This window comes from Providencia sp. PROV150 (assembly GCF_028481025.1).
GTDB lineage: Bacteria > Pseudomonadota > Gammaproteobacteria > Enterobacterales > Enterobacteriaceae > Providencia > Providencia hangzhouensis.
Genome location: NZ_JAMPPJ010000012.1, coordinates 103415 through 116551, shown reverse-complemented (window position 1 = coordinate 116551; position 13137 = coordinate 103415). Strand labels below are relative to the sequence as shown.

General features: G+C 40.3%; 14 protein-coding genes. 6 read left to right on the top strand and 8 right to left on the bottom strand.

The annotated features are described in order from the left end of the window. Positions 1–13 precede the first annotated feature (13 nt). From PSE83_RS09995 to PSE83_RS09985, 3 genes are read left to right on the top strand one after another with little or no spacing between them, the layout of a single operon-like run. Positions 14–1054, top strand: a complete 1041-nt coding sequence (locus PSE83_RS09995; RefSeq protein ID WP_004905361.1) for a hypothetical protein — start codon at positions 14–16, stop codon at positions 1052–1054. 1 nt (position 1055) lies between these two features. Further along, positions 1056–1598: a LemA family protein gene (locus PSE83_RS09990; protein WP_164564627.1), complete on the top strand. Its 543-nt coding sequence runs from the start codon at positions 1056–1058 to the stop codon at positions 1596–1598. Continuing rightward, the gene (locus tag PSE83_RS09985) at positions 1595–1987 is read left to right on the top strand and encodes a hypothetical protein (RefSeq protein ID WP_004905366.1); all 393 of its coding nucleotides are present in this window, start codon (positions 1595–1597) and stop codon (positions 1985–1987) included. The genes PSE83_RS09990 and PSE83_RS09985 overlap by 4 nt, the downstream gene beginning before the upstream one ends. 289 nt (positions 1988–2276) lie before the next feature. Here the strand turns inward: PSE83_RS09985 and PSE83_RS09980 are convergent, their stop codons facing one another. The 3 genes from PSE83_RS09980 to PSE83_RS09970 are packed head-to-tail and all read right to left on the bottom strand — an operon-like array spanning position 2277 to position 4608. Continuing rightward, entirely contained in the window at positions 2277–3458 is a 1182-nt protein-coding gene (locus tag PSE83_RS09980; protein WP_164564623.1) for a cyanate transporter, read from the bottom strand. Next, positions 3455–3922: a nucleoside deaminase gene (locus tag PSE83_RS09975; RefSeq protein WP_096864803.1), complete on the bottom strand. Its 468-nt coding sequence runs from the start codon at positions 3920–3922 to the stop codon at positions 3455–3457. Before PSE83_RS09975 ends, PSE83_RS09980 begins: the two co-directional genes overlap by 4 nt. Next, positions 3922–4608, bottom strand: coding sequence for an ankyrin repeat domain-containing protein (locus PSE83_RS09970; RefSeq protein ID WP_004905375.1), 687 nt, complete (start codon positions 4606–4608; stop codon positions 3922–3924). Before PSE83_RS09970 ends, PSE83_RS09975 begins: the two co-directional genes overlap by 1 nt. 84 nt (positions 4609–4692) lie before the next feature. Here PSE83_RS09970 and PSE83_RS09965 point away from each other — a divergent pair, with 84 nt between their 5' ends. Both PSE83_RS09965 and PSE83_RS09960 read left to right on the top strand, forming a co-directional pair. Beyond that, a complete protein-coding gene (locus PSE83_RS09965; protein WP_272660834.1) occupies positions 4693–5550 on the top strand; it encodes a LysR substrate-binding domain-containing protein in 858 nt (285 codons plus the stop codon). After that, positions 5547–5900, top strand: coding sequence for a nuclear transport factor 2 family protein (locus PSE83_RS09960; RefSeq protein ID WP_110592381.1), 354 nt, complete (start codon positions 5547–5549; stop codon positions 5898–5900). The genes PSE83_RS09965 and PSE83_RS09960 overlap by 4 nt, the downstream gene beginning before the upstream one ends. A gap of 57 nt (positions 5901–5957) precedes the next feature. Here the strand turns inward: PSE83_RS09960 and PSE83_RS09955 are convergent, their stop codons facing one another. Then, positions 5958–6923 carry an agmatinase gene (locus PSE83_RS09955; RefSeq protein ID WP_004905379.1) on the bottom strand — a complete coding sequence of 322 codons (966 nt, stop codon included), beginning with the start codon at positions 6921–6923 and terminating at the stop codon, positions 5958–5960. A gap of 54 nt (positions 6924–6977) precedes the next feature. Continuing rightward, positions 6978–8162 carry a sodium/glutamate symporter gene (locus PSE83_RS09950; RefSeq protein ID WP_243750179.1) on the bottom strand — a complete coding sequence of 395 codons (1185 nt, stop codon included), beginning with the start codon at positions 8160–8162 and terminating at the stop codon, positions 6978–6980. Positions 8163–8479: 317 nt separating this feature from the next. On the opposite strand from PSE83_RS09950, the gene PSE83_RS09945 reads away from it, so the two are divergent. After that, on the top strand, positions 8480–9361 hold the full coding sequence (locus PSE83_RS09945) for a LysR family transcriptional regulator (protein ID WP_110592383.1): 882 nt from the start codon (positions 8480–8482) through the stop codon (positions 9359–9361). 65 nt (positions 9362–9426) lie between these two features. Here PSE83_RS09945 and fbaA read toward each other — a convergent pair whose 3' ends face one another. From fbaA to epd, 3 genes are all read right to left on the bottom strand, one after another. After that, positions 9427–10503, bottom strand: coding sequence for a class II fructose-bisphosphate aldolase (gene fbaA / locus PSE83_RS09940; protein WP_094962157.1), 1077 nt, complete (start codon positions 10501–10503; stop codon positions 9427–9429). A gap of 59 nt (positions 10504–10562) precedes the next feature. Next, complete coding sequence (pgk, locus tag PSE83_RS09935; RefSeq protein WP_004905385.1) at positions 10563–11726, bottom strand: phosphoglycerate kinase; 1164 nt, start codon at positions 11724–11726, stop codon at positions 10563–10565. A gap of 92 nt (positions 11727–11818) precedes the next feature. Next, the gene (gene epd / locus PSE83_RS09930) at positions 11819–12838 is read right to left on the bottom strand and encodes an erythrose-4-phosphate dehydrogenase (RefSeq protein WP_004905387.1); all 1020 of its coding nucleotides are present in this window, start codon (positions 12836–12838) and stop codon (positions 11819–11821) included. Between the last annotated feature and the right edge of the window lie 299 nt (positions 12839–13137).

Sequence of the window (13137 nt, the reverse complement as noted above, 5' to 3'; positions counted from 1 at the left end):
TTAATGCGTGAATATGTATTTTTTACTCGGAGCAGCTATTGGTGCTTTAATTTTATTTATTGATAACAAGTTCTCGATAAATAAAAAAGTAAACTGGGGGATCATTCCTTTTATCAGTGTTGCTTGTGGTATGTGGTACTCGCTCTCTCCTTCTATCGGCGACTATGGCAGTATCATTTATTACGTCGTTGTTCTCATCATCACCTTTTTTATTACCCGTAATGTTGTCAAGGCTAGTAAAGTTGGCTATCAACGTTATCAACGTTTACAAAATGAAGGCTCATCAAAGTTTAGTGCGTTTCTTAAAACCCTTATAGGTATGCTGATCGCCACTTGCCTATTTGCAGGGTTCTTTATCGACATGCGTGTATTTTTTATCGCATTTGTCTTAGCTTTTGTATTTAAAGCAATTGAAAATACGCCAACCAAGCGCTTTTTAAAATTTCAGAAAAATTTAGCCACCTCCAAAATCCGCTCAATGGCAATGGGGCTTGTGGAAATTGAAGGAAAAATCACGGCGGGCACAGCCATTAAAAGCCAACTAGGTAATAAAACCTGTTACGGCTCATTTTATTTTGAATATTCCATATCAAAAGATAAAGACGGTAAAAAAAGCTATACCTTACAAAATAGTAAATACAACATGCATAGCTTCACTCTTACGGATGATACTGGTTCGGTAAAAGTAGAGTGCGACCCAGATTATTTTGTTTACCCTGGCTTAGAACCGCATATGGATATTGAAAGCGGTAATCGCCGTTACAAAGAATATTTACTTGAAGCAAACCGCGGTTATTTATTAATTGGTACAGCAGATGCCAATGAAAAAGGCGAATCGATTATTATACGTAAGGCACCTCATATGCTATTAGGCGTCTCCCCCTCAGACTATGTCGTTCGTTGGAACAAAACAGGTCCATTACGTCGAAATTTAGCTATTACCGCCATAATTGCACTTTTTCTGATTGGTATGATTTTAGTTACGCCAATGGATTATCAAAACGGGCTGCTAAATATGCATTTCGACCAGATATCATTATTCGGTGATAACTAACATGGAAAAGCTGATTTTTTTCATTATTATCGCTGTTATTAGCTATATTTTTATACGCTATATAATTAATATTTATAACAATATTGTATTCTTAAAAAACAATTGCCATAAAGCATTTGCGAATATAGATGTGCTATTAAAGAAGCAAGTTGAATTAGTTCCTGTATTAACTCAAGTTGCAGATAAAGCGATGGCACATGAAAAACAGCTATTTAAGGAGTTGATTGCCAGCCGTCAGCGCTATTTATCCAGTACCGCTATTGAAACCAAAGTCGATACTGCAAATCAACTTCCAGCAAAAATAAAACCGCTGATTGCTATCGCTGAAAACTATCCAACGCTGATAAGTAAAGGGGTGTTACTGGAATTGCAAACCCAAGTAAAACATATTGAAGACCAAATTGCAGACCGACGTGAGTTTTTCAACCAAACCGTCACACTCTACAATACAGATATTCATGTTTTCCCCAATGTTATTTTTGCCAGGTTATTTCGTTTTAAAGATATCCCCCTACTATTTAGTAAACAGGAGCGCTTACAATGATAAGTATCCCTTTTTCTTGGTTTGGTTTCACGGATTGGCTTATTGAGCAAGAGGCTGGGCTAATCATTATGTTTGCGACATTTGGTACGCTACTGTTAACTTTTGTCGTGCTTACCACCCTCAATATATTCGGGTTAAAAAAGTACTCACTCTATATTGCTGGCGCGTTATTGTGCTCCATTTTCATAAGCATGATGGTCATGATCCCACTATTACTACTTTTCAGTATTGAAAACTCAATTAAGTTGCAACTTGTTTGGGTGGTGATTGTTGCCAGTTGCTTAATTTCATTTTTAAGCAACCGGCATTATTTAGATATCTACTTCAATTCCATTGAAAAGAAAGTGAATAAAGAAGTAAAAAAACAAAATAAGAAACGTAAAAAATAGCACCGACTCTATTTATATTAAACTTGCTCTGCTTCTAATCTTTGCACATAACGGTAATGTGAGAATGTCATTAGCAACGCTATAAAGGCAATTAACGCCCCCAATATAAAACCGCCAGAATAAACTCACCAGCAGAGTGCTCTTCACGGGCTGAATGCGCTTGTGTGAATTTATCTTCGATACGCTGCTGCATAGGGCTCTTACCTAGACGAATAAATAAACAGTATAGTGACAAAAAAACACCAAGATAACAATAATTATCATTCGCAATAAATAAAGAGGAAATTAATTATTTTAAATTGAAGATTTGACTGTAGCTTTTAGGGTTCAAACGCAAATAAAGAATCAATGTTACTAATACAAAAATCACATGCATTGCCCATACCCATGTAAAACTTTGGCTCAATTGCTGTATCCACGCGGCGCATAATGGCCCAAAGGCTGCAATAATAAATCCTCCAGCCTGCATCAACGAAGTCAATGCGCCTGCACTAACCGGATGGGGTAAGTGATCCAAAGCAGTAATAATACTTAATGCAAAGCAGCCGCCTAGCCCCATACCTAATAACGCGACCCATAAAAGTGGCACATCGCTGGTAAACAGCATCAACCCAGAAAAACCAAGAGCTTGGCAACTGAGCGTGACAATCAGCCAAAAACGACGATCAATATTATGCGAAGCAAACACGGGGATCATGAGTGCAGATAACGCCTGAAACACCGTTAATATGGCAACAAAAGTGCCACTTTGTGCAGCACTCATTCCCTGTTCTTGGAAAAAAGGCGCTAGCCAAGTCACTACGGTGCCATAGCCCGCATTAATCAGCCCAAAACCTGCCATCAACAACCATGCTCTCGGTCTTCGTAAGAATGTCAACACTGAGACCTGCTCTGCTTTTGAGCCCCGCTCCGTGTGTACATTCGCCCAAATAGCCAACAGCGCCAACAAAGCAGGGAAAGCAAGCCATGCTAAGGCACTCTGCCAATGGCCTGTCATTTCTTCAACCAAAGGCGTGATCTGTGCGCCAATAGCTCCCCCTGCCATTAACGTGGCTGAATATAATCCTGTCATCATCGCCATTTTTTGGGGGAAATTCGCTTTGATGAGCCCTGGAAATACCGACTGGATATAAGCCGCACCCACTCCACATAAAAAAGCGGTTAATAATAAAGCTGCACCATCAACCACAAAGTAACGAGCGAGTGAACCGACCAGCAGTAATAGCATTGCGCTACTGATACCCGCACGTTCACCTATTCGTTGGTTTAGCATTGGTACAACCAATGCGCCAACCCCCATCAATAACATGGGTAACAATGTTAAAAGCGAAATGCTTTGATAACTCATCCCTGTCGTTTGAATGATATTGTCGATAACAGGCCCTGGGCCCGTCATAAAGGGGCGTAAGTTCACCCCGACTAAAACAATGGTCAGTACTAACGCCAGCGAAGATGGTGCCGCTTTACTCATTTAGATTGCCGTTCCCACCACTGTTGGTACAGTGTACTGCGCGTTTCATCATTGGGTTTTAGTTGCTCAAACCGTAAACCTGATTGCTGCTCAGGAACGACCCTCAGCGCTTTTGCAATCGCATCTGTAGAAAGCCCAAAAGGTGCGGCGTCATCATTTGAATAGGCGTAGACGACCCGAGAGATACCCGCCATTCGCATCGCGGCCAAGCACATCGGGCAAGGCTGCCCACTTGCATAAACCACACAGTCATCTAATTTCACGCGGCTTAATTTTTGCCCTGCTTGACGCAATGCCATTAGCTCCGCATGGGCGGTTGGGTCATTGAGCTCAAGTATTTGATTAACGCCACTCGCAACAACTTGCCCATCACAGACAACAATTGCGCCAAAAGGCCGCCCGCCAGCTCGCACGTTTTCCATTGCTAAGTTGATAGCTTGTTGTAAAAATTGCGTATCCGACATTATTTCGCTCCTGAATTCTCAAGAATTTCAATCAAGTTACGGTAACCTTTACTTTTTGCCAACGTCAGCGGTGATATCCCCGAACCATCAGCTAAGTTAACATCTGCGCCACCTTTGATTAATTCAGTGACAATTTGTGCATACTTATCGCTACCATCACCCAAAATAATCGCTTCAATTAGTGCCGTCCAACCCAATCGATTAACATGATTGACATCAACACCCGCATCAATCAAGGTTTTAACCGTTGCAACATGTCCACGTTCTGCCGCAGGGATCAAAGCAGTTCCCCCGTAGCGATTGGTACTTTTTAAATCAGCGCCATGTTGTAGAGTCAATATTAGTATCTCTTGCAAACCACGCGCCCCTGCGTACAAATAAGGGGAATCTTGCATATTATCCCGTGCATTAACGTCCGCACCTTGCTCAATCAAAAAACGGGCAACTTCAAGATGGTTTTCATGGGTTGCCGCCATCAACGCAGTACGTTGGCGTGAATCACGCTGTTCAATATCCACACCTTGCTCAACTAAGGACTTAACACCTTGTAAGTTACCTTGCTCAGCCAATGATACCAAAGAGTTAGCTTGTGGGTTTGCCATACCTTTCCCCATAAATATCAATGAAATCATAAGAATGCTAGCTAAGTGAACCAACCATTTTGCACGTAAAAAGAATGTTTTCATGATTAATCTCCCCTATGACCCTTTAATCTACTGAAAAAGTATGCTATTTAAAAATTAAATAACTAAATGACTGGTATTTATAAAATGAATCCATTGCTCAATCTTGTTTTGTTAAAAACCTTTGTCACTGTTGCTGAAACAGGGAATTTCACCGTGGCTTCACAGCATTTAAATTCAACACAATCAACATTGAGCCAGCAAATTCAACGGCTAGAAGCTTTAGTCGGTCAGCCTTTATTTGTCCGAGGGCACCGCATACTAACCTTAACCGAAACTGGTGAAGTTTTGTTGAGTTATGCAAAAAATATATTGGCGCTCAATGATACCTTCTTTATGAAAATCACTGGCAATGCCGTCATTCAAACTATTCGGCTCGGTTTTCCTGAAGACCTCGCTTCTGGCCAAGTCACGCCGACACTGGCCGCATTTATGCAAGCTAACCCCAATCTGCGGTTAGAAGTCACGAGTGGCCTAAGCCGACAACTTCATCAGCGCTACCAACATGGCGAATTAGATTTAATTATTGTGAAACAGAAAAAAGGGGAATTTAAAAGTGATTACCATTGGCCGGAGCCTTTGTGTTGGCTAACAAGCAACCAATATAAACGTTTAAGTAATGATTCAGTACCTTTGGTGGTTTTTCCTGAAAACGGTCTCTACCGTAATGATATGTTCAAATTATTAGATAGTGAACAGCGTCCTTGGCACATAACTTATACTTGTTCTAGCCTTGCAGGTATTCAAAGTGCTATCGCAGATGGGTTAGGTGTTAGTTTATTACCTTTACGAGCAAAACTTCCTCAACATCGAATTTTAACAGAAGAAGAAGGTTTCCCAGCTGCTCAAGAAATGGAAATTGCCATGCATTTCCATGCTAATACCTCGGATATCATTACGCAACTCGCCGAGAAACTGGCACAACAATTGGGGGAACGCGAGTGATAAATAAACTGATTGAATTAGAAAAAAAATTACATAACAGTACTAACCGACAGAATAGCAATTTTCTTCGCGAGATATTACATGAGGATTTTTTTGAATTTGGTCGTTCTGGCTTTTCAATCGATAAACTCGATACCTTAGCGTCATTGGCTAATGAAACAGCTAAAACGATTTACGCCGAAAACTTCCACTGCTCGCAATTGAGTGATAATACGGTGTTAATGACTTATATCAGTTTTGAACAACAAGATGGGGGTAAAACCAAGCTAACTAACCGCTCATCTATTTGGCTAAAAAATTCAGCAAACCAATGGCAATTAAGGTTTCATCAAGGGACACCTGCAAATTAACAATAAAGTGGAAATGTATCTCCCACTTTATTGTTAGCACAACATTAATTGGCTGCGTCATTTCTTATTAAAATACCCTGCGCGAATGGATGCTCCAATTAAATTCACAACAAAACGCCCAGCAGTCACCCCAGTTAGCTTAGAGGGAATATCTTTTGCGGGTGTAATTTCAACGATATCCATACCAACAACGCGACCTTTTTTCACTAAACCGTGAATTAGGCTACGAGCTTGCAAATAAGTCACCCCACCAGGAGCTGGGCCATCAACTCCAGGCATGATACTCGGGTCAATACCATCGGCATCAATACTAATATAGTAGTTCGAATTATCTGGAATGCGGTCTAAAATGGCTTGCATGCCAACCTCATGCAGTTCATAGGCCGGAATAACATGCGCACCATAGTCTTTAGCCGCTTGGTAATCCGCAGGGCGTCCGCTACCTTGTGCACGTAAACCAATTTGGAAAATTTCACCTATATGCTTCATTTCAGAAGCGCGGCGGATCGGGCTTGAAAGGCCGGTATCCACCCCATTAACCTCTTCACGCCAATCTAAATGTGCATCAATATGCACAAGTGTAATCGGCCCTACTTCATCAAATCCCTGCAAAATAGGCGTTGTGATCCCATGATCGCCCCCTAAAACAATGGGAAGTGCTTTAGCTCTTAATAACTGTCGAATTGCCTCAGCTGCACGCTGATGGTGCTCCCCCAAAGGCTTTGATAAATCAGGAATAACATCACCACAGTCAACAAATTTAATATCTTTACGGCCTTGGAGTAGTGGCCCATCAATATCAAAATCATAATGATCTGGATGCCTAACAATTCGGTCACTCATATCACGTAAATATTGTGGAGCACGAGATTGGTCGTTGGTAAATGCATGAGCACTATAAGCTGAACTAAATGGCATCCCTAGTATGGCAATATCCGCTTCAATGTTGGTCAATTCAGTCACTAATTCTGAATATAAAAATGTTTTATGGCCAACATGTGGGGGTGTCGTTAATTTTTTCATACAAACTATTCCTTCTTAGATTTAGTTTTCTTTCTTTTGTTGTTTTTTTATTTCTTAGCCACCAAATGTGTTAGCTAGGAATACAAATAGAGGGACACCAACAATATCCGTTAATACTGTTCCGGCGATTGGTATAATAATGAATGCCTTTCGTGAAAATAAACCATATTTATTACAAATAGCGTCCATAACCACTAAGCCATTTGGTGTTGCACCTAAACCATGTCCAATAAAACCAGCGGACATAACAGCAGCATCATAGTTTTTACCTAATGCGCGATAAACAACAAATATGGCAACTAATATTGTTGTAATGACCTGAGATATTAATATAATCGTTAGTGGTAATGCTAACTCATATAGTTCCCAAAGTTTTAATTTCATCATAGCCATCACTAAAAACATTTCTAGTGATAAAGTAGAAATTAATACTACTGTATTGCGAGATATTTTAATTATTGGTTTTCTTTCATTGATTGAATGAAATATAACACCAACAAACAAACTAAAAATATGTCCAGGAATAGTAAACCCTGTTACTGTACTTATCCATTTTGCTGTCGGCATTCCGATAGCGAGTATGCTTAAAATAACTGCTCCTGTAATAATACATTGTTGAGCCGTAATTTTATCTTCGGTATCGTTACTTTCCGCTAAATTTTCCAAATCAACATGGTCAGTTTCAATTTTTAATTTATTTCTTTGGATCAACCAGTTCCCAACAGGCCCTCCTAGAATTGACCCTGCAATCAAACCAAAAGTCGAAGCCGCTAACCCAACATTCAGGGCTTGGTCGTGACCAAAGGACTCAATCAGCGGTGCTAAAGATGCCGCCATACCATGACCACCTTGCATCGAGGCTTGGCCTGCCATCATAGCAACTAGTGGCTCAATATCTAAAACATATGATAAACCAATGCTGACGCCATTTTGCATAAATGCCAGCCCCCAGCAAATCACCATATAAATTAGCAATATTTTTCCACCACTCACTAATAATTTAACACCTGTCATTAAACCTATTGTGACGAAAAATATATACATCGATAAGTCATATAATGTGTTATCAAAATTAAGCTCAACAATATTAAATTGATAAGCTAACCACATTACAATAGAAAACATAAACCCGCCGATCACCGGGCTAGGAATTGAATATTTCATAAAAAATGGAAATTTCTTTATGATTACATTACTAGTAATTAATAATAAGGCCCCTAATGCTGTAAATGTAATCATATCTAATTTTATTGTTAACAATTCATCTGTGACCATAAATTAGAATCCTTTTGTATTTATATATATTTGGATTAATTATTATTTTGTGGCGCCACTTTGGTAATAATCTATTAACAACTACAACTTTAAGATATACGTATCCGCTAGGAATAAAAGTGATATTTTTGATCCTATGGTTTCATAAAATGAAACCTTTTATATAAATAAAAACAATTTTAATAATTAAAATAAAATAGTATTAATTATGCTATTTGTATCCCAATAAAAAATAAGATAGATTAGCATTTAGTGATTGATTTCACGTAATAGGTATAAATATGCATAATAAAAAATTAACTGAAAAAGACTTAAAATCATTACGTGTTTTTACTTCCGTTGCAGAAGCTGGTGGCTTTACCATTGCAGAAAAAAAACTAAATATGTCAAAAGCATCAATAAGCCGCCATATCCGTGAAATTGAAGAAAAACTCGGTGTCCAATTGTGTGAAAGAGGCCCTTCTGGTTTTAAGCTAACTGAGTCAGGTTTATTTGTTATCGAAAAAGCCAATACTGCTTTGAAAGCATTAGATAATATCAAAACTGAAGTCGATGAACGCCATGGGATTTTATCTGGAACATTAGTTATTGGTGTTATTGAACATATATTAACGGATCCACTCTGTCATCTATCAGCCACTATTGCTCAATTTACCCAAGAGGCGCCTAATGTTAAATTAGAGCTAAGCATCCTCAACCATAATCAATTAAATAAAGCGCTTAGTGACAGAACAATTCAAATCGGTATTCGCGGGCAATATCACGAAAATAACCGTTATAATTATCAATTCTTATTTATAGAAAACCATAAACTTTATGTTTCTGCCAATACCGCCAACAACAAACATAATCTAGCATTAGTTTATCGGCCACACCCATTCACTGAAAGTATTTTAGCATCGGGTGAATTTAGCCGAGGCCCTGAAGCCGCTGGCCTTGAGGCTGTAGCTACCTTTATCGCTTCAGGCCACTATGTGGGTATTTTACCGGAAAACTATGCCTCACATATTAATTTCCGCCATTCACTCATAGAAATGAGCGACTCCCCTGTCTTTCATAACCGCATATGTGCAATCACCGAGGCGAGTAAACCGCTAACACAAAGTGAAGCGCTGTTTTTAAAACTACTTTCACAATTAAGTAAAGCACCAGTATCTACATGATCAAAAAATCCCCCAGCAACTTACCTTACTAGGGGATTAATCACAAAAAACTTAATGCGCGTTAATTACAGTACATCAACACAGTTCAGTTCTTTGAATGCTTGTTCTAAACGAACAACCATTGAATCTTGTGCTTTACGCAGCCACACACGTGGGTCATAGTATTTTTTGTTAGGTTTATCCGCACCTTCTGGGTTACCTAACTGACCTTGCAGATAGCCTTCGTTCTTTTTGTAGTACTGTAAAATACCATCCCAAGTTGCCCACTGAGTATCAGTATCGATGTTCATTTTGATAACACCGTAGCTAACTGCTTCTTTGATTTCAGCAGCACTTGAGCCAGAACCACCGTGGAATACGAAGTCTAAGCTGTTGTGTGGCAGGTTATATTTTTCTGAAACGTAGTCTTGTGAATTACGCAGGATTTTTGGCGTTAACTGAACGTTACCTGGTTTATAAACACCGTGAACGTTACCGAAAGAAGCCGCGATAGTGAAACGCGGGCTTACTGCATTCAGTTTTTCGTATGCATATGCAACATCTTCTGGTTGAGTATACAGCTCAGAACTGTCCATACCTGTGTTATCAACACCGTCTTCTTCACCACCAGTACAGCCTAGTTCGATTTCCAGAGTCATATCGATTTTAGCCATACGCGCTAAATATTTAGCACAGATTTCGATGTTTTCTTCCAGTGTTTCTTCTGACAGGTCAATCATGTGAGAAGAGAACAGTGGTTTACCGGTTTTTGCGTAGTGTTTTTCACCTGCATCTAACAGGCCATCGATCCATGGCAGTAATTTCTTCGCACAGTGGTCAGTATGCAGAATAACAGGAACACCATAGTGCTCAGCCATTTGGTGTACATGATAAGCACCAGAGATCGCACCTAAAATTGCAGCTTGTTGGCCTTCAGCTTTCAGGCCTTTACCTGCGATAAATGCAGCACCGCCATTAGAAAACTGAACAATAACTGGAGCACGAACTTTAGCGGCCGCTTCAAGTACGGCGTTAATTGAATCCGTACCAACACAGTTCACCGCTGGCAATGCAAAGTTATTTTCTTTAGCAACTGCGAAAACTTTCTGTACATCATCACCAGTAAGAACACCCGGTTTAACAAAATCAAAAATTTTAGACATGTGAAAAGGTCCTGTGGTAAACAGGCAGCCTACGCTGCCTGTTGTGTATGAACAATTAATTACGCTTTAGCACGTTCTTCTAGCATCACAACGGCAGGGAGCTTTTTGCCTTCAACGAACTCAAGGAAAGCACCGCCACCAGTAGAGATATATGAAATTTTGTCAGCAATGTCGAATAAATCGATAGCCGCTAGGGTGTCACCACCACCAGCGATAGAGAATGCGTCGCTATCAGCAATCGCTTTTGCAACGATCTCAGTACCTTTACGGAAGTTAGGGAACTCAAACACGCCTACTGGGCCATTCCAAAGAATGGTTTTGGCATTTTTCAGGATCTCAGCCAAACGCTGTGCAGATTCGTCACCTAAATCCAGAATTTGTTCGTCGTCTTTAATTTCAGTACTTGCTTTCAGAGTTGCAGGTGCAGTTTCGGAGAACTCAGTTGCAACGCGAACATCAGTCGGTACTGGAATTTGGCAGTTTGCCAGTAATTTTTTCGCTTCAGGGATTAAGTCTGCTTCATATAATGAGCGACCAACATTGTTGCCTTCCGCTGCGATAAAGGTATTCGCAATACCGCCACCAACAATTAACTGGTCTGCAATTTTAGATAGAGAATCTAATACAGTCAGTTTAGTTGACACTTTAGAACCACCAACAATCGCAACCATTGGGCGAGCTGGGTTATCTAATGCTTTACCTAATGCTTCTAACTCACCACTCAGTAGTGGGCCAGCACAAGCCACTGGAGAGAATTTAGCAACACCATGTGTTGACGCTTGTGCACGGTGAGCCGTACCAAACGCATCCATCACATAAACATCACACAATGCCGCATATTGTTTTGACAGCGTTTCGTCGTCTTTTTTCTCGCCTTTATTAAAGCGAACGTTTTCCAGCACAACTAACTCGCCAGCTTCGATATCAACACCGTTAAGGTAGTCTTTAACTAAACGGACTGGGTAATCCATTTTATCGGCCAGATAGTCAACAACAGGTTGCAGTGAAAACTCTTCGTTGTACTCGCCTTCGGTCGGGCGACCAAGGTGAGAAGTGACCATGACTTTAGCGCCTTGTTTCAGAGCAGCTTCAATTGTTGGTAATGAAGCACGAATACGCGCATCAGAAGTAACTTTGCCATCTTTTACAGGAACGTTTAAGTCAGAACGGATGAATACGCGTTTACCCGCTAAGTCTAAATCGGTCATCTTAATTACAGACATGGTGAATCCTCTCGTTGATTCTCTATAAAGTTTCCATCAGCGACTGTGCAAAACAATAAAGTTATCATGCCCTGCTGTCTGTCAGTCGCCAATTAGTTTAAACCTGTCGCTGCCATTGCTAATGTTGTATCTAGCATCCGGTTAGCAAACCCCCATTCGTTATCACACCAAACCAGGGTTTTAATTAAATGCTTACCACTAACTCGCGTTTGTGTACCATCAATAATAGCACTGTGTGGATCATGATTGAAATCCATCGAGACTAGCGGTAATTCTGTGTAGTCCACTATACCACGAAAATGCCCTTGTGCAGCGCTTCGCAGTAGTTGGTTGACTTTTTCAACACAAACATCGTCATGTACGGTAACACTCAAATCAATCGCTGTCACATTCGTCGTCGGTACACGAACAGAAATGGCTTCAAAGTGGTCTTTAAATTTCGGAAAAATTCGTGTAATTCCTGCGGCTAACTTGGTATCAACAGGAATAATTGACTGACTCGCTGCGCGAGTTCTGCGTAAATCTTTATGATAGGCATCGATAACGGGTTGGTCATTCATTGACGCGTGAATCGTCGTCACTGTCCCCGATTCAATCGAAAATGCCTCATCGAGTAATTTAATAATTGGAATAATACAATTGGTGGTACAAGAAGCATTGGAAACAATCTTGTCTTGAGCGGTTAGGCTTTCATGGTTAACACCATAAACGATAGTGGCATCAAGGTCGTCAGTACCCGGGTGAGAAAATAATACTTTTTTCGCCCCTGCCGCTAAATGCAGTAACCCATCATCCCGTGAGCCATAAGCCCCACTGCAATCTAAAACGACATCAATACCCAGCTCTTTCCAAGGCAACTCATGCAGCTCACGTTGATGAAATAAACGAATATTATCATCACCAACTTGTAAAAGTGTTCCGTTAAGCCGTACATCCCAAGCAAAACGCCCATGGCTGGAATCATACTTCAGCAAATGCGCAATACCTTCAGGTTCAGCAAGCTCGTTAACCGCCACCACGATAATCTCTGCCCGACGGCCAGATTCATACAACGCTCTTAGAACACTTCGACCAATGCGGCCAAAGCCGTTTATTGCTACCCTGATTGCCATTCTACACCTTGTATCTGAGCAAAATCACACGGTTGCTAAGGATAACTGACTCACACCAACTCTACTGCTCATTTTAGCTGTGAAACATCAAAAGTGTGCTTCAACCGACATTTTTAAAAAATATTTTCATTCAGCAACACACGACTGAAACGGTTCAGCTTATCTAAGGTTAGATTAAGGGATATATTTACAGAACGCAATAGAAAATCCTATATTGGTGCACAAAAAAACAACGCCTAGCTTATCACTAGGCGTTGTTCAGCAAGATAATTAGAAATGAGAACCAAAATTCGGGACTC

What these genes read in the sequence shown, in the direction of transcription:
- PSE83_RS09985 (WP_004905366.1), top strand. Translation starts at nt 1,595, where the DNA reads ATGATAAGTATCCCTTTTTCTTGGTTTGGTTTCACGGATTGGCTTATT.
- PSE83_RS09965 (WP_272660834.1), top strand. Translation starts at nt 4,693, where the DNA reads ATGAATCCATTGCTCAATCTTGTTTTGTTAAAAACCTTTGTCACTGTT.
- PSE83_RS09980 (WP_164564623.1), bottom strand. Translation starts at nt 3,458, where the DNA reads ATGAGTAAAGCGGCACCATCTTCGCTGGCGTTAGTACTGACCATTGTT.
- fbaA (WP_094962157.1), bottom strand. Translation starts at nt 10,503, where the DNA reads ATGTCTAAAATTTTTGATTTTGTTAAACCGGGTGTTCTTACTGGTGAT.
- PSE83_RS09970 (WP_004905375.1), bottom strand. Translation starts at nt 4,608, where the DNA reads ATGAAAACATTCTTTTTACGTGCAAAATGGTTGGTTCACTTAGCTAGC.
- PSE83_RS09975 (WP_096864803.1), bottom strand. Translation starts at nt 3,922, where the DNA reads ATGTCGGATACGCAATTTTTACAACAAGCTATCAACTTAGCAATGGAA.
- pgk (WP_004905385.1), bottom strand. Translation starts at nt 11,726, where the DNA reads ATGTCTGTAATTAAGATGACCGATTTAGACTTAGCGGGTAAACGCGTA.
- PSE83_RS09990 (WP_164564627.1), top strand. Translation starts at nt 1,056, where the DNA reads ATGGAAAAGCTGATTTTTTTCATTATTATCGCTGTTATTAGCTATATT.
- epd (WP_004905387.1), bottom strand. Translation starts at nt 12,838, where the DNA reads ATGGCAATCAGGGTAGCAATAAACGGCTTTGGCCGCATTGGTCGAAGT.
- PSE83_RS09955 (WP_004905379.1), bottom strand. Translation starts at nt 6,923, where the DNA reads ATGAAAAAATTAACGACACCCCCACATGTTGGCCATAAAACATTTTTA.
- PSE83_RS09995 (WP_004905361.1), top strand. Translation starts at nt 14, where the DNA reads ATGTATTTTTTACTCGGAGCAGCTATTGGTGCTTTAATTTTATTTATT.
- PSE83_RS09950 (WP_243750179.1), bottom strand. Translation starts at nt 8,162, where the DNA reads ATGATTACATTTACAGCATTAGGGGCCTTATTATTAATTACTAGTAAT.
- PSE83_RS09945 (WP_110592383.1), top strand. Translation starts at nt 8,480, where the DNA reads ATGCATAATAAAAAATTAACTGAAAAAGACTTAAAATCATTACGTGTT.